At 59.2% G+C, this 14,987-nt stretch carries 15 protein-coding genes; 7 read left to right on the top strand and 8 right to left on the bottom strand.

What is annotated here, in order from left to right:
- Positions 1 to 15: 15 nt before the first annotated feature.
- The 4 genes from ilvC to ACH9L7_RS05030 form a co-directional block, all read right to left on the bottom strand.
- Positions 16 to 1,056, bottom strand: coding sequence for a ketol-acid reductoisomerase (gene ilvC, locus ACH9L7_RS05045; RefSeq protein WP_396612644.1), 1,041 nt, complete (start codon positions 1,054 to 1,056; stop codon positions 16 to 18).
- Positions 1,053 to 1,706: an acetolactate synthase small subunit gene (gene ilvN / locus ACH9L7_RS05040; protein ID WP_396612643.1), complete on the bottom strand. Its 654-nt coding sequence runs from the start codon at positions 1,704 to 1,706 to the stop codon at positions 1,053 to 1,055. The genes ilvC and ilvN overlap by 4 nt, the downstream gene beginning before the upstream one ends.
- Entirely contained in the window at positions 1,703 to 3,463 is a 1,761-nt protein-coding gene (gene ilvB, locus ACH9L7_RS05035; protein ID WP_396612642.1) for a biosynthetic-type acetolactate synthase large subunit, read from the bottom strand. The genes ilvN and ilvB overlap by 4 nt, the downstream gene beginning before the upstream one ends.
- A gap of 361 nt (positions 3,464 to 3,824) precedes the next feature.
- A complete protein-coding gene (locus ACH9L7_RS05030) occupies positions 3,825 to 5,069 on the bottom strand; it encodes a LeuA family protein (RefSeq protein ID WP_396613222.1) in 1,245 nt (414 codons plus the stop codon).
- 404 nt (positions 5,070 to 5,473) lie between these two features.
- Here ACH9L7_RS05030 and ACH9L7_RS05025 point away from each other — a divergent pair, with 404 nt between their 5' ends.
- From ACH9L7_RS05025 to ACH9L7_RS05005, 5 genes are all read left to right on the top strand, one after another.
- Complete coding sequence (locus ACH9L7_RS05025) at positions 5,474 to 5,761, top strand: DUF5779 family protein (RefSeq protein WP_396612641.1); 288 nt, start codon at positions 5,474 to 5,476, stop codon at positions 5,759 to 5,761.
- Between the two features lie 141 nt (positions 5,762 to 5,902).
- A complete protein-coding gene (tnpA, locus tag ACH9L7_RS05020; protein ID WP_396612640.1) occupies positions 5,903 to 6,337 on the top strand; it encodes an IS200/IS605 family transposase in 435 nt (144 codons plus the stop codon).
- 61 nt (positions 6,338 to 6,398) lie between these two features.
- Positions 6,399 to 7,685, top strand: a complete 1,287-nt coding sequence (locus ACH9L7_RS05015) for an RNA-guided endonuclease InsQ/TnpB family protein (protein ID WP_396612639.1) — start codon at positions 6,399 to 6,401, stop codon at positions 7,683 to 7,685.
- A 351-nt stretch (positions 7,686 to 8,036) separates the two neighbouring features.
- Entirely contained in the window at positions 8,037 to 8,723 is a 687-nt protein-coding gene (locus ACH9L7_RS05010) for a hypothetical protein (protein WP_396612638.1), read from the top strand.
- Positions 8,723 to 9,244, top strand: coding sequence for a hypothetical protein (locus ACH9L7_RS05005; protein WP_396612637.1), 522 nt, complete (start codon positions 8,723 to 8,725; stop codon positions 9,242 to 9,244). Before ACH9L7_RS05010 ends, ACH9L7_RS05005 begins: the two co-directional genes overlap by 1 nt.
- Positions 9,245 to 9,303: 59 nt before the next feature.
- Here the strand turns inward: ACH9L7_RS05005 and ACH9L7_RS05000 are convergent, their stop codons facing one another.
- Positions 9,304 to 9,516: a ribbon-helix-helix domain-containing protein gene (locus ACH9L7_RS05000; protein WP_074792596.1), complete on the bottom strand. Its 213-nt coding sequence runs from the start codon at positions 9,514 to 9,516 to the stop codon at positions 9,304 to 9,306.
- A 76-nt stretch (positions 9,517 to 9,592) separates the two neighbouring features.
- Between ACH9L7_RS05000 and ACH9L7_RS04995 the strand changes: the two genes are divergently transcribed.
- The gene (locus ACH9L7_RS04995; protein ID WP_396612636.1) at positions 9,593 to 9,919 is read left to right on the top strand and encodes a hypothetical protein; all 327 of its coding nucleotides are present in this window, start codon (positions 9,593 to 9,595) and stop codon (positions 9,917 to 9,919) included.
- Between the two features lie 38 nt (positions 9,920 to 9,957).
- Here the strand turns inward: ACH9L7_RS04995 and aglJ are convergent, their stop codons facing one another.
- Both aglJ and ACH9L7_RS04985 read right to left on the bottom strand, forming a co-directional pair.
- Positions 9,958 to 10,869, bottom strand: a complete 912-nt coding sequence (gene aglJ, locus ACH9L7_RS04990) for an S-layer glycoprotein N-glycosyltransferase AglJ (protein ID WP_396612635.1) — start codon at positions 10,867 to 10,869, stop codon at positions 9,958 to 9,960.
- Between the two features lie 174 nt (positions 10,870 to 11,043).
- Positions 11,044 to 12,504 carry a lipopolysaccharide biosynthesis protein gene (locus tag ACH9L7_RS04985; protein WP_396612634.1) on the bottom strand — a complete coding sequence of 487 codons (1,461 nt, stop codon included), beginning with the start codon at positions 12,502 to 12,504 and terminating at the stop codon, positions 11,044 to 11,046.
- A gap of 269 nt (positions 12,505 to 12,773) precedes the next feature.
- On the opposite strand from ACH9L7_RS04985, the gene ACH9L7_RS04980 reads away from it, so the two are divergent.
- Positions 12,774 to 13,682 carry a hypothetical protein gene (locus tag ACH9L7_RS04980; RefSeq protein ID WP_396612633.1) on the top strand — a complete coding sequence of 303 codons (909 nt, stop codon included), beginning with the start codon at positions 12,774 to 12,776 and terminating at the stop codon, positions 13,680 to 13,682.
- Positions 13,683 to 13,757: 75 nt separating this feature from the next.
- Here the strand turns inward: ACH9L7_RS04980 and ACH9L7_RS04975 are convergent, their stop codons facing one another.
- The gene (locus ACH9L7_RS04975) at positions 13,758 to 14,957 is read right to left on the bottom strand and encodes a glycosyltransferase (protein WP_396612632.1); all 1,200 of its coding nucleotides are present in this window, start codon (positions 14,955 to 14,957) and stop codon (positions 13,758 to 13,760) included.
- Positions 14,958 to 14,987: the final 30 nt, after the last annotated feature.

Genomic DNA, 14,987 nt, shown 5'->3' with positions numbered 1-14,987 from the left:
GTGTGGAAGGGGTGGTCAGTCGTCTGCTGGTGCTTCTGCTTTCTCTGTGTCGTCGGCCTCGTCGGCCCACGCGAACAACTCGCGCAGGCGACCGCCGACTTCCTCGATGTCGTGGTTCTCTTCTGCTTCCTTGAGCTGGGAGTACGACGGGCGGCCCGCCTGGTTCTCCAGAATCCACTCACGGGCGAAGGTGCCGTCTTGGACTTCCTGGAGGACTTCTTCCATGCGCTCGCGGCTGTGCTCGTCGACCACGCGGTCACCACGAGTCAGACCGCCGAACTCGGCGGTGTCGGAGACGGAGTGCCACATGCCGCCGAGCCCATCTTCGTACATCAGGTCGACGATGAGCTTCAGTTCGTTCAGGCACTCGAAGTAGGCCATCTCGGGGGAGTAGCCCGCATCGACGAGCGTCTCGTAGCCCTGCTTGACCAGCGAGGTGACGCCGCCACAGAGGACGGCCTGCTCACCGAACAGGTCGGTTTCTGTCTCCTCGCGGAACGAGGTCTGGATGACCCCCGCGCGAGTACAGCCGATTGCGTGGGCGTACGCCAGCGCCTCTGCTTTGGCCTCGCCGGTCGTGTCCTGATAGACGGCGATGAGGCCGGGCGTCCCTTCGCCGCTCTCGTAGTTGCGGCGGACGAGGTGACCGGGGGACTTCGGCGCGACGAGCGTCACGTCGACATCCTCCGGGGGACGAATCTGGTTGTAGTGGATGTTGAATCCGTGGGCGAACTGGAGCGTGTCACCAGCGTCGAGTTCGTCGCGAATCTCCTCGAAGACCGCCGGTTGGACGGTGTCGGGGACGAGGACGGAGACGATGTCCGCCTCGGAGGCGGCCTCGGCGGGCGTTGCAACGCGGAGTCCGTCTTCGCGTGCTGCCTCGCGGGACGAAGAATCGGCGCGGAGGCCGACGACCACGTCGACCCCGCTGTCGGCGAGGTTCTGGGCGTGGGCGTGGCCCTGGCTGCCGTAGCCGAGGACGGCTACGGTCTTGTCGTCAATCTTCGTTCGGTCTGCGTCGTCGTCGTAGTAGACAGTCGTGGTGAAATCGGTCATTGTGTATCAGTGGTTGGTGTCGTCGGTTCGCCGGACGTGCCGGGTTCCTCTCCGGGGACGGTCTTTTTCGACCCGTGGGCGAGAGCGGTCTGGCCGGTTCGGGCGATTTCGATGATTCCGAACCGACGGAACGCGTCCACGGCGTCGTCTATCTTCCGCTCGTCGCCGGTCAGTTGGACCGTGATGGTCTCGGAGCCGACATCGAGCGTCTGTCCGTCGTACATCTCCGTGACGGCGTGGACCTTGTCGGGGTCTTCGCCGCGGACCTTCAAGAGGACGAGTTCTGCGCGAACGGCGTCGTCGTCCAGTTCGCCGAGGGAGATGACGGGCTTCAGTTTGGAAAGCTGCTTTTCGATTTGGTCGATGCCGGGGTCGGGCTCTTCGACGACCATCGTGATGCGCGCGTGGCCGTTGACGGTGGTCGGCCCGACGGTGAGGCTCTCGATGTTGAACTGTCGGCGGGCGGCGAGTCCGGCGACTCGCGAGAGGACGCCGGGTTCGTGCTCGACGATGGCCGACAGCACGGTGCGTCGTGGTTCGTGTTCGGCTTCTGCTTCGGGGTCGATGCGGATGCCCTGGGAGTTCCGTCGGCCGTCGGGGTGTGGCCGGTCTTCCGGGGCGGGTCCCTGCAATCCCTGTTCGTTGCTCATAACTGGTCCTCCGAGAGAGCGAATTTTCCGTTTGCGCCACCCGACGAGACCATCGGGTAGACGTTCTCCGCCGGGTCGACGTGGAAGTCGATGACGGACGGTCCGTCGTAGGCGAGCGCTTCTTCGATGGCGTCCGGGACTTCCTCGTAGGAATCGACGGCCCAACCGCGGGCACCGAATGCCTCGGCGAGCTTGTCGAACTGCGGACACCAGTCGTAGCCAGCGGCCATGTGTCGGCCTTCGAAGAAGGCGTCCTGCCACTGGCGAACCATTCCGATGTACTCGTTGTTCAGGACGACGATGGTGATGTCGAGGTTCTCGCGGACGGCGACCGACAGTTCCTGAATCGTCATCAGGAACGAGGCGTCGCCGTCGACACAGACGACGGTTTCGTCGTCGTCGGCAGCGAACCGGGCGCCGATTGCGGCCGGGACACCGTATCCCATCGTGCCGAGTCCATGCGAGGACACCCAGCGCCGCGGTTCGCGGAAGGTCCAGTACTGAGCGGCCCACATCTGGTGCTGTCCGACGCCAGTCGTGACGATGGTCTCGTCGGGCGTGGCTTCGTCCAGCGCCTCAACGACGAACTGCGGTTTCAGCGGTTCGTCGTCGGGTGCCGCGTAGTCCATCGGGTACTCGTCTTTCCACGTCAGGCACTGTTCGCACCACTCGCGTGCGTCGGGGCTGTTGTCCATCTCGGTGTCGATGGCCTCGATGGCGCGGCCTGCGTCGCCGATGACCGGGTAGTCCGCGTGGATATTTTTGGAAATCTCCGCCGGGTCGATGTCGATGTGGACGACTTCGGCCTCCGGTGCGAACGTGTCGATACCGCCGGTCAAGCGGTCGTCGAACCGGGTCCCGATTGCGATGAGGCAGTCGGTGTGGGTGATGGCCATGTTCGCGTAGCCGGTGCCGTGCATCCCTGCCCACGACAGGCAGAGTTCGTGGTCTTCGGGCATCGTACCGATGCCGGGCATCGTGGTGACGACCGGAATCTGGTGCTCGGTCGCAAACGCCCGTGCCTCCTCGGCCGCGTTCCCTTTGACCACGCCGCCACCGAACAGAAGCAGCGGCTTCTCCGCGCGCTCGATGGCGCGGGCGGCCGCTTCAACCTCGTGGGTATCTGGCTCCGTCTTCGGAATGCACGTCGCTGGTGCGCGCGCCGCTCCGGGTTCGCGGTCGGTCTCGCCGAGGGAGATATCCTTCGGGAGGTCGACCAGCGTCGGCCCGGGTCGGCCCTCGCCAGCCAGCGCGAACGCTTCGCCGACTACGTCGCCGACCGTGTCGGACGACGAGGCGAAGTAGTTGTGCTTCGTGATGGGTGCGGTGACGCCCGTGGTGTCGGTTTCCTGGAAGGCGTCCGAACCGACCATGTCGGACGGAACCTGTCCGGTGAGCGCGAGCATGGCGTCGGAGTCCATGTTGGCGTCGGCGATGCCCGTCACGAGGTTCGTCGCGCCGGGGCCGGACGTTGCCAAGCAGACACCCGGTTCGCCCTTGACGACGCCGTACGCGTCCGCTGCGTGCGACGCGCCCTGTTCGTGGGCCATCGTGACGTGCCGGATGTCAGAGTGATACAGGGCGTCGTAGATGGGCATGATAGCGCCACCCTGCACGCCGAACGCGGTCTCGACACCGGCGTTCTCCAGCGCGCGGACGACGGCCGTCGAACCCGAGGTAACCTCGGTCTGCGTCGGTTCGTCGTCCGCGCGCGTCGGCGCGTCAGTCTCTGTCGGTGCTGCGGTGCGTTCGCTCATGTGTGGCCTCCGTGGTGGTGCGTGTTTCGGGGGCGATACGCGTGCTGTCGGTCGGTCTCGTAGTGCTGGTGCTCCATATTGGGGACTCCAAACGTGGCTGAAAACGGTGCAAACCCGTGGGACTGAGAAGTGGAGTGGTGAGGGGCTATGCCCCTACAATAATGAGCGACCGAACAGCAGCGACGGCGGCACCGCGCACTCCGGACTGCGGAGCGGCGAATGCCTCGGTGTCGTCGCGCTGCTTCATCGTATGCCACACGTACTCCCGGTGTGTAATAACCCTTTCGCGGCGCGCAACGATTGCACGCCATCGGGGAGCCAGTGTGGGGCGGTCGCCCAGTAGGGCCACAGCCCGACGCCATCAGGCGCGGACCTCCTCCTCCTTGTCGTCTACGTGGGTTACCCCGACGTCACGGGCGAACGACCTGAGCGTCACGTCGTCGACGCGCTCTTTCTCCGCGCCGTGGTCCTTGACGCGACGGGTGACCTCTCGGACCTCGGCGTCCGAAGGGTCGAACCCGATGTCCGCGAGTCGCTTGCGGACCGAGTGAGTCCCCGTGTGCTTGCCGAGTACGAATTCGCGGGTCGCCCCGACCATCTCGGGGGTCATGACGCCCGGTTCGAACGTGTCGGCGTTCTCGATGACACCGGCGGCGTGGATGCCGCTCTCGTGAGAGAAGGCGTTCCGCCCGACGACCGGCTTGTTCGCCGGAATCGGGATATCGGACGCCTGCTCGACGGTACGAGCTAACTCGGTGATTCGAGTGGTATCGATGCCGGTGTCGACGCCGTAGAGGGATTCTGCGGCCATGACGACCTCCTCGTAGGCGGCGTTGCCGGCACGTTCGCCGATGCCGTTGACCGAAACCTGTGCCTGTGCGGCACCGGCTTCGAACCCGGCCATCGCGTTGGCCGACGCCAGTCCGAAGTCGTCGTGCGCGTGCACGTCGATTCGAGCGTCGGTGTGTTCGCGGACGGTTTCGACCATCCGGGCGAACCGGGTCGGCGTCGCCACACCGCACGTGTCGGGGAGGTTAATCCAGTCGACGCCGGCCTCGGAGACCGCTTCGACGACTTCGATGAGGAACTCCTCGTCCGTTCGGGTGGCGTCCATCGGCGAGAACATTACTTCGACGCCCGCGTCGCGGACGCGTTCAACACTACGGACGGCGCGCTCGACGGCTTCTGCGCGAGAAGCGTGCATCGAGTCGGCCAGCTGAACATCGCTGGTGCTCACGAACGTGTGCACCATATCCACGCCGGAATCCAGCGCGGCTTCGATGTCCTTGTCGACGACGCGGGCCAACCCGCACGTCGTCGTGTCCGTCGAAGCAGCAATATCGGCAACTGCTTCGAACTCCGCATCAGAGTTGACCGGGAACCCTGCCTCGATGACGTGGGTGCCCATGTCGTCGAGGGTCGCGGCGATATCCCGTTTCTCCTCGTAACTGAACGAGGTTCGCGGTGACTGTTCGCCGTCGCGGAGTGTCGTGTCGAAGATTCGTACGTCTTCGATTTCAGATTGTTGGGCTAATGTGCCCTGGAAGAACTCGACCCGCCGGGGAACCCGACGAATCCTCCGTGTCGTTGTGAGACATCGTGTCAGTCAGGTGCCCGAACTCCTATTTAAGTGTTTCTCCCAGACAGTATCACGAACGTTCTCGGGGGACCGTGTGACACCCACTCCCGTGGAAAATCGCCCGACCTAAACGACCTTATACAACACCATGGCATATTGTGTCTTGATATGTCCCGACAGAATTCTGTGCAGACACACAATAATACAACAACGACAGATTTAGAAACAATATTTCGGACCCATCACGCGCAGGCCCAAGTGGACAATTGTGAAGTACAACTGCGGTCGTGACCCCCGCCAGCGACCCGGTGAAGTCTACGGCCTGCAAACCCAGATGAAGTATCTCTCGAACCGAATGAAGCGTCCGACAGAGTGAGTGAACTGTTCAGTACGACCGAACGCTTTTCTCGTCTGTTGCCCACCCACGGGGTATGGGCGATTTCAACCTCAACTTGCAGACGGCCGAAGAGCACCTCGACAACGAGGACGCCGAGGGCGACGTGGTACTCGGCGTTCTCGACGGTTCGACGCCACCCGAAGAATGGATTGAGTCCGTCGCACTCGGGAACACGCTCGTTCTCGCCATCGAGGGCGACCTGAACAAACTGGCGTCGAATTTCGCTCGCGACATCAAAGACATGGGCGGGCAACTGATGCACTTCCGGGAGTTCCTCATCGTCTCGCCGCCCGGCGTCGATATCGACACGGACAACCTCTGATACATAGTGCGAGCGCATACCCGCGTCTTCAGGCGCGGGTCAAGCGGACAATAGCGTACATCTCCACTGACGATGGCACGGCTGGATTTCTCACCGTGTACGATAGTTTTTAGACATCGCCGAGGATAGTGTGTAGTACGGATGAAGACCACACGGCACGCAATGTACAACCTCAACTACCACATAGTGTGGGTGCCGAAGTCTCGCAGAACCGATGGTTCTGCGGACATCGCGGAACAGGGTTCCGCTCAGTACCGCCACTCGGTACTCGTCAACGAGGTTGCCAGCCGTGTGCGAGACATTCTCCACGAAATAGCCGACGAGAAAGGCTTGGAGATTATCGACCTCACCGTCCAACCAGACCACATCCACCTGTTCGTCAGTAGTCCACCGAAGCACGCTCCGTCACTCCTCGCCAACTGGTTCAAAGGCATCAGTTCGCGGAAATACAACCACTGTTACGCCGACCACGACGGCGAGAAAATCAAGTGGGCACGCGGCTACTACGCAGGAACAGCGGGTCACGTTTCGAGTGAAACTGTCGAGAAGTACATCCAGCGTCAACAGAACTCATGAGTTCTGTTTGGCACACGAGAAACGCGACGCGTTTCTCGGGACGTCACGAGGAGGACGAACAGTGACCGAAGTCACCGAGACGCTGGAACTGAAGCTTGTGGAACCGAACGCCCACAAGCACCGGAAACTCTGCGAGACGAAACGAGCGTACCAACAGGCGCTCGAAGCCGCGTTCACCGCCAACTGTACCACACAGTCGGCGGCCAACGACGTGGTGGTCAACTACGACTTGAGCGGGTACGCGAAGAACGCGCTCAAGAAGTACGTCCCGCAACTCTGTGGCGGAAGCTACGATGCGAAAGAGCTTCACGACGACCACCCTGTCCGATTCACGAACGAAGGCCCGAAGCTCGACCACAAGCCACAGAACGCCATCGAGTGGTACGTCAAAATCCCGCACCACGACGACTACCACCTTTGGCTCCCCGCTCAACCAAACCCCGAACAGCGAGAGTGGTTGGAAGCGTTGCACGCAGGGGACGCGAAGATGGGTGAGTGTCGGCTGTTCGACCGTGACGGCGAGTGGTACTTCCACATCGTCGCTACGCGAGACGTGGAGGAACGAGAAACCAGTTCGGCGGAGACGCCGATTGGGGTAGACATCGGGGAAGCCTCTTTAGTAACGGTGTGTCACCGTGACGAGCGCGGCTCCCCGACTGCTCCCAACCTCTGGAACGACGAAGGCACGCGAGTACGGCAACTTCGTGAGACGTACTTCACGGCGACTCGACGCCTTCAGAAACGCGGAAGCGAACGTATCGCTGAATCCTACGGCGACGAGTTGTGGCGACACATCGACCATATTCTCCACACGGTCACGTCGGAGGTCGTCGTCTACGCCGACCAATTCGAGAATCCTGTGCTGGTTCTGGAAGACTTGACGCACATCCGTGAGAACATGGACTACGGCGCGTTCATGAACCGCCGTCTCCACGGATGGGGCTTTGCGAAGGTGCACGCGCAGATTCGCTACAAGGCGGCTGAGAAGGGGATTCGTGTTGAGACGGTGAATCCCGCGTACACCTCGAAGGCGTGCCACTGTTGCGGAGAACAGGGCTATCGTCCGAAGCAGGCGACGTTCAAGTGCTCCAACTCGGAGTGTTGGGTTTCGGAGTACCAAGCAGACGTGAACGCCGCGCTCAATATTGCAGACCGCTATCTCGAAAATCGGAGATTTTCGACGAGTACGCGAATCTCCGATTCGCTTGACCTCAGCGGAGAGAGCCATTCAAGAGAATACACGAGTGGCGATGACTCGGCTGAGGAAGGGGGACGTTTGACCGTCCCACAAGACAGCCAAGCCGATGCTGACACCCAGCAAGAGACGCTTGGAACGTATGCGTCTTGAAACCTTAGGGCCGCGCTCGGCCTGAAATCCCATGGTGGGATTCCCGCGTTGACGAGACGCGTTGCGTCTCGTTCGCATCTCGCAGAACCGGAGATTCTGCGGACTCATCGGAAACCACTGGTTTCCGAGACACCAGAACGCTTCGCGTTCTGGGGACGACTTTAGGCGTGGGAGGAGGTCAATCTACGATTCGGTCGACTCGACACGGTTCGATTCGATTGCGTCGGTGCGGCCTGTTTCGACGACCACACTCGATGAGATATCGACACAACACACCCGCGACAAAGGGCAAAACCGGGTGAGAACGCTGCGGTGCGAGGGCTTATGCGGCGTCCGCCCTAGGTTACTCTCATGCCGATGAAAGGTCGCGGCACGGCGCAGCTCCGTGAAATCGACCGCTGGGAAGACGGCGTCGGCTGGCTCGCGTATCCCGACGAGAAGATGCAACGCGCTAGCCACGCGGTCTGTATCGACGGTGATGTCTGGGTGTTCGACCCGGTGGACGCACCCGGCGTCGACGACCTACTGGCGGAATTTGGCGACGTGGCAGGTGTAGCCATCGGACTCGACAGGCACAAACGCGACGCCGCCGCCATCGCGAACCGACACGAGGTGCCGGTCTACGTGGCATCGTGGATGACAGGCGTCGCCGACAAACTCGATGCGAACGTCGAGCGATTCGGAACCCACCTCGCCGAGTCCGGGTTCCAGACGTTCCGAATCGTCGACCGGACGTTCCCGTCCTGGCAAGAAGTCGGATTCTTCCACGAGGAGTTACGGACGCTCATCGTCCCCGAAACGGTCGGGACTATCGACTACTACTGCGCACCCGGTGAGCAACTGGGCGTCCATCCGATGCTCCGTCCGTTCCCGCCGCGGCAGGTGCTCACCGGATTCGACCCGGAGCGCCTTCTTGTGGGCCACGGTGCCGGGGTTACCGAACAGGCGGGCGACTCCCTCCGCGAAGCGCTGTTGGACGCCCGAAAGAATCTCCCAAGCGCCTACATGAAGGCGTTCAAATCGGTGCTGACGAACTGATGTCGGATGAGGTTCGCGTCCAGAACGCTGAGGACCACGGCGGCGTTCAGGGGGGAAATCAGACGAGTGTCGGCGACGAGTCGTCTTCGTCCGACACCGAGCGACGGAAAATCTACGTGACTCGCGGTCTTGTGGACGTGCTCTTAGAGATGGCCGAGGCTGCCGAACCGAGCGACGTGAACGTGGTTCTGGCTTCGACGCCCGCCGGAGAGTTCGACGCAGACCTCGGTATCGACCCGGAAACGCCGGTTCTCACACACTTCTACATGGCTGAAGCGGGCGGCTCGGTCAGCGCCGTCTTCGGCATCGACCTCGGCACGCCAGCGGGACGAGGACGTGCCCGATTCCTCACACATCCACAGGGGCCGTTCGAACTCACCGAACGCGACGACCTCGCCGCCGTCGTCTTGCTCGCGGTCCCGCCGTGGGAGGACAAGACGTTCGGTGCATTCGACCGCGCCGGTCGAAAACTCGATGTGACGATTCTCGACGCCGAACCGCCGACAGAAGAACTCGCGTAGGGCGAGCGTCAGAACCCACTCGCGTAGGGCGCAACTCGGAGCCGACTGGCCTCGAACGACTACCGAAGGTAGCCGAGGTCGGTCAACTGCTCGGCTATCTCCTGAAACTCTGACTCGGAGAGTTCGCCGTCCGACCGTTCGTGCTGGATGACGATGCTCCGAAGGAGGAACCGGACGAGGTCGCTCGTACTCGAAAAGGTCGTTCCCTCGATGGTGTCGTCGACGCGAGCGGCCAGTTCCTTCGGAATCGAGACCGTCGTATACTCCGTCATGGCAGATGGCAAGGTCTGCCGAAGGTTAACCCCAACGGTCGGGGATTTTTCAACGGGGGTTCCGTACTGCGATGCGATGGCTGCGAGACCGCCGCAAGACAACACGTCGGAACCGGACACAATCGAGTTCGGTATCGCCGCACTGGCCGACGATGTCGACGAGGCTGACATCGACTACCCCGCGGACGCCAAGACGATAGCGCGTGCACTCGGCCACGTCGATGTCCCGATAGACGCCTCCGGCAACACCGTCTCTATCGACGACGCCCTCGACGCGACCGGCCGTTCTCACTTCGAGTCACGCCGGGAGTTGCTCGACGCGCTCCACCCTGTCTTCGAAGAGTTCCGCGCGAACGCCTCGAACAGTCTCGTCGCCCGACTCCGGGCACTCGTTCCCTTCTGATTTTCCCGACCGCTCCCGGACCGTCGGCTGTGACGGCGTTACTCTAACTCTTCGATGCGCTTCATCTGCTCGCGGTGCAAGGAGAGAATGAGGTCCGAAAGCACTCCGAACATCAGCAGTTGGACGCCGAAGATGATACCTGCCGCCGAAACGACGGCGATGACCTCGTGTGAGACGGTTCGAACAATCCACTCGTAGGCGACGTACAACGCGAGGCCGAGGCCGGTTGCAGTCGATGCAAACCCGACGCTCCCGAAGTAGAACAGCGGATTGTTGGTCTTCGCCCGACGGTAGAGTTCGAGGAAGATGATACCACCGTCGCGAATCGGGTGGAGGTTGGTGTCCGACCCGTTGGGCCGCGGCAGATACGTAGTTGGGACGACAGTGGTCGTGATATCGCGTTTCGCACATTCGACCGCCATCTCCGTCTCGATGCCGAACCCGTCGGAGGTGAGCGTCATTTCCATGAACGACTCCCGCGTGAACGCCCGGTACCCGCTGAGAATGTCTTCGTAGTCCGTGCCGTGGATGTACGCGAATGCCCGATTGATGATTCTGTTTCCGATCTTGTTCAGGGATGTCATCGCCCCGTCGCGCATATCCGCAAATCGGTCGCCGATGACGTGTTTGAATCCCTCGTCGAGCGGCGCGAGCATCTTCTCTGCGTCCTTTGCGAGGTAGGTTCCATCGCCGTCCAGCATGAGGACGTAGTCCGCAACGATGTGCTCTTCGACGGCTTCTCTGACCGCCTGACCCTTCCCAGAACCAGATTGCATCACTACGTGCGCGCCCGCCTCTTCCGCAAGCTCGCGTGTGCCGTCGGTTGAGCCGCCGTCGATGACGAGGATGTTTGAAAATCCTTCTTCTCTGTAATCGGCGACGACATCGGCAATCGTCTCGGCCTCATCGTAGGTTGGGATGAGGACGCAGACGGAGTCGGGGTTGGGCATGAAGCGGAGTTCTTTGTAGTGCGACTATAATAGTTCCTGTCGAAAACGACTGGTTCCAGAATGGGAACCTAGTCTTCGCCGGTGCATCTGTGGCCACAACCCTGTCGTTGTGAGTTACCCTCTAATCCGTTTTTGACCCACTCTTCCGGTACGATGGTGTCGCAGACGGTCAACTCAGTAGAAGTCCACTCCGAACATTGTGACGACATCTGCCACAAGTCGCCGGTGCTGTACACTCACCGCCAACAAAACCGTAGCGTACACGACTGCACCGAGTGCGAGGAGGAAGACGAGAACGGGCCAAGCACGAACCGTCAAGAAACGGAGCGCAGTCCAGACAGTCGCTGCCATTACCGCAGAGGCAACCACTTGTTGTCCGATCTGTTTTGGTAAGAGATCGGAGATGTCGACCCAGTTCCGCACGAAGTTGAGGGACCCAACGTAACGCATCGATTCGGCGATTATTGTCGAAATTACGACACCGATTGGACCGAATTCGAGCGTCAACACAACTCCCAGTGGCACATTTACAGCGATGGTAACCACCGAGAGACGAAGGAAGATATCTGGCCGGTCAACACCCTGAATCACGTTGAGTAGTACTTCGAGTTGCGAACTCACGACGCGGTAGAACGCTAACCCAACGAGTAACAACGCCGCTTGAGCGTACTCAGGTCCATAAATCGTGACGACGAGTTCGTTCGACAGAACAAGCGCCCCAAAAAATATCGGGAGCGCTAGAATTGACGAGTACGAAAGCGTGTTTCTGACATCGTCACTGAAAGCTTCGTTCCTGCTAGACAAGTTGCTCGTTCGCGACATCAGCGCAGGCGCAGCGACCGCTGAGACGAACGTGGCGGGGATAGTAATTCGGTATGCCGCTTCGTAGTAACCTGCAGCAGCCTGCCCGAGGAGAAGCCCGAGTATTATGACGTCAACTCGGGTGTAGACCCGGCCGAGTAAGCCACTCGGAGTACTGTACTTCGCAAACGACCAGATTCGAGAGACGACATCCGTCGATGGAATAGCCGGGTGGACTCCGACGTAGTACACGATTATCGGGATGACGAGGAAAAATCCGATAGAGTAGCCAAACAGCATCCCAGTTACGCCGAATCCGGCAATTACGAGACCAAGTTGGATCGGGAACGCGAAGAGGGTCTGCAGCGCTTCGCCCCAGTTCGAAATGCCGACAAGTCCTCGGGCGTCGAGTAACTCCTTGAAGGTCGTATACGACACCATTGCGATTATGAGCAGGATGACAGGGATAGTCGTTCCCTCAACGCCGGTGTAGGCTTCCAGATGGTCTGAAAATAGCCACGTGACGACGACGCCCGCGAAAAGTATGGTAATCAGACCAGCAATCGCGCCGCCGACGACCTTCTTCCGATATTCTTCTGTGACGTCCTCAGAAAAGCGCTTTTTGGACGCGGAAGCCCAGCCTTGGGCACCCTTCTCGACAATTTCTACGAGTGACAACGCGAGGAAGAATGCGCCGTATCCGGCTGGTCCCAATAGCCGAGCGAATATTATCGATCCGACAAATCCGACTAGAAGCGTCGCGAACTTCGCAATAGTACCGAGTGACGTTTCGCGTGCGAGGTCAACGTCGGTTGCAGTTGTCTTGTCGGTCAAGTAGTGTCACCAGTGTTGTCGATATGGGGTATGCCCACCATCCGTTTCAGACCGCTAAAACACTGATGATTGATACACACTGATGCTTTCGACTTCGAATGGAGGGAGACACACAGTAAATCGAACTTAGGAGCGTTCAAATACGAGATTAAAACAGTTTCAGCACCAATAGATTCTAAACATAGATGTCAAGTCGTTGTCTGAACTGAAGAAGTGGTATTCTTTGGCAAAAAATTTATCACCACTAAAAAGGGTTATCCGGTTATTCAATGGGTCTCAAAGATTTTGTCGACACATCTCGGGATTGGGTCCAAGCAGAAGGTGCCCAAGGTCTGAAATATAGTCTCAATCAGTTGTATATGGGGCTGCTGCGTCGTACTACTCCTTTCTTCCCACCAGGAACAAACGTCTACGACAAAGAGTGGGATCTCCTTCTCCTCATTGATGGATGTAGGGTCGACGCTATCGAGGAAGTCGCAGACGAGTACTCGTTCCTCGACAACCCGGGGACAAACCGCTCTACAGCGTCAACGTCGTGGGAATGGATGAAAACAACGTTCACGAGTGAGCACGCCGACGACATCTCGAAGTCGATCTATGTGACAGCAAACCAACACAGCGAGAAGGTAAGTGAAGAGCCCTTCATCGCCTTCGAGGATGTCTACAATTACGGATGGGACAACGGAGTTCGGACAATTCCGGCGGAAACCGTCACCGACACCGCGATTCGACTCGGTCGTGAGTTCCGCGACGAGCACGAACGGATGATCGTCCACTATATGCAACCACACTTCCCGAGTGTTCCCAAACCCATCGGCCACGGTGACAAATTCGATAACGTGTGGAAGAGCCTGATGATCGGAACGCGAGACGTCGATCAGGTCTGGGACTCCTATATCGAGAATCTAAGATACGTTCTCGACAGCATCGAAGTCCTATTGGAAAATATCGATGCGGAAACGGTTGCTATTTCGGCAGACCACGGAAATGCGAAGGGTGAATGGTGGGTTTACGGCCATCCACACGGGATGCCGCTCGACTGCCTCAGGGAGGTTCCATGGTACACGACGACGGCCACGGACCGTGGCAAGCGGATACCAGAAGAGATACAGACAGAAGAGAAACCGGACCAATCGGAAATAAACGAGCGCTTGAAAGCGCTCGGCTATCGGGCCTGAATCGGCAACCCTCCTGAGAGACCAGCAAGTCGAACGTTCAGGTAGTCGTCTAAACTGGTGAAACCGTCTTCTGAACTACGTGCTAGAAACCCCGTAGATTCGTTCGAGCGTGGTCGCAACCGCACGAAGTGAGTGAGTATCTTCGACAAACTGCCTGCCGTTTCGACCGAACTGCGGCCACGTAGACGGATCAGAAAGTAACGATTCGAGGACTCTCGTGAGTTCGTCGACGTTTCGCTCCGGAACGAGGTACCCAGAAGAGCCATCTTCGACGATTTCTGGTATTCCAGCGTGGTACGTAGAAACAACTGGTAATCCGCGGGCCTGTGCTTCGAGCAGCACAGTGGGCGTCCCTTCCTTGTCACCGGCAGACGAAACAACACTCGGTTGGATAAAGATGTCTGCCCCCGCCATCAGTTCGGCGACTTCCTCGGAGGTCTTCCAGCCAGAAAACTCGACTACATCTTCAATGCCCAGTTGCTTCATCTGTTTCTCTAATTCGTCTCTAAGTGGCCCGTCACCAGCAATTTCGTACTGAATGTCGAACTCTTCGTGGAGTCGAGAAACTGCATCGAGAGCGTATCGAAGCCCCTTCTTCTCGACTAACCGACATACAGAGAGTAGCTGAATCGGTTCTCCTTGCGTGTAGTTCGATTGGGAGAAATCGAACGACGAGATATCGACAGGAAGTGGAAGCCGTTCGATCTTAGACGCTGCACACCCGTGTTCTTGCAACGTCTCGTCCATATCTGTACTAAGCGACGTAATCACGTCGGCGGCCTCGAAGAGGTCGTAGTACCGCCATGGATTTTTTTGCAACAACTCACTCGCATCGTACCCGTAAAACGAGGTGACGAACGTAGCATCAGTGTACTGCTGGAGGAACTGAAAGCCATTCCCCACCGGACCATAGTGCGCATGAATCGCGTCGTACTGCGAAATATTCTTCAACAACGGTTCCGCTCGACGCTTCCAGAGATTTTTTTGATTCGCTGACCCGGTATCGTGTTCGGCAAACAAGGAGAGAAGAGATGGATGAGATAGAACCTCGCCGAATTGAACGGTGAAAAGAGAAATAGCCTCGTCGACGAATCCAATCGACTCTAGATACGTTACGTCAACGTCGGGAGAGTCTTCGTCGACAGACTCACCTGGGCGGTATTGGGAGTAAACATCCACATTGTGTCCCTTCTCGACGAGACCACTGACCTGGTTCTTGATGAAGGTTTCCGAGGATTTTGGGAATTTTTTGACGAGGAACGCAATATCGGCCATGCAGACTGTTCGCGAGGGTCTGCGTTTAAA

It is taken from the genome of Haloferax sp. S1W, from assembly GCF_044593955.1.
Classification (GTDB): domain Archaea; phylum Halobacteriota; class Halobacteria; order Halobacteriales; family Haloferacaceae; genus Haloferax.
Note: the sequence above shows the minus strand (reverse complement) of the source record. Positions and strands in the feature narration are given on the sequence as shown.

Excerpts from the sequence above, each read along its gene's own strand:
- ilvC (WP_396612644.1), bottom strand. The coding sequence starts at position 1,056 with ATGACCGATTTCACCACGACTGTCTACTACGACGACGACGCAGACCGA.
- ilvN (WP_396612643.1), bottom strand. The coding sequence starts at position 1,706 with ATGAGCAACGAACAGGGATTGCAGGGACCCGCCCCGGAAGACCGGCCA.
- ilvB (WP_396612642.1), bottom strand. The coding sequence starts at position 3,463 with ATGAGCGAACGCACCGCAGCACCGACAGAGACTGACGCGCCGACGCGC.
- ACH9L7_RS05025 (WP_396612641.1), top strand. The coding sequence starts at position 5,474 with ATGGGCGATTTCAACCTCAACTTGCAGACGGCCGAAGAGCACCTCGAC.
- tnpA (WP_396612640.1), top strand. The coding sequence starts at position 5,903 with ATGAAGACCACACGGCACGCAATGTACAACCTCAACTACCACATAGTG.
- ACH9L7_RS05010 (WP_396612638.1), top strand. The coding sequence starts at position 8,037 with ATGCCGATGAAAGGTCGCGGCACGGCGCAGCTCCGTGAAATCGACCGC.
- ACH9L7_RS05005 (WP_396612637.1), top strand. The coding sequence starts at position 8,723 with ATGTCGGATGAGGTTCGCGTCCAGAACGCTGAGGACCACGGCGGCGTT.
- ACH9L7_RS05000 (WP_074792596.1), bottom strand. The coding sequence starts at position 9,516 with ATGACGGAGTATACGACGGTCTCGATTCCGAAGGAACTGGCCGCTCGC.
- ACH9L7_RS04995 (WP_396612636.1), top strand. The coding sequence starts at position 9,593 with ATGGCTGCGAGACCGCCGCAAGACAACACGTCGGAACCGGACACAATC.
- aglJ (WP_396612635.1), bottom strand. The coding sequence starts at position 10,869 with ATGCCCAACCCCGACTCCGTCTGCGTCCTCATCCCAACCTACGATGAG.
- ACH9L7_RS04980 (WP_396612633.1), top strand. The coding sequence starts at position 12,774 with ATGGGTCTCAAAGATTTTGTCGACACATCTCGGGATTGGGTCCAAGCA.
- ACH9L7_RS04975 (WP_396612632.1), bottom strand. The coding sequence starts at position 14,957 with ATGGCCGATATTGCGTTCCTCGTCAAAAAATTCCCAAAATCCTCGGAA.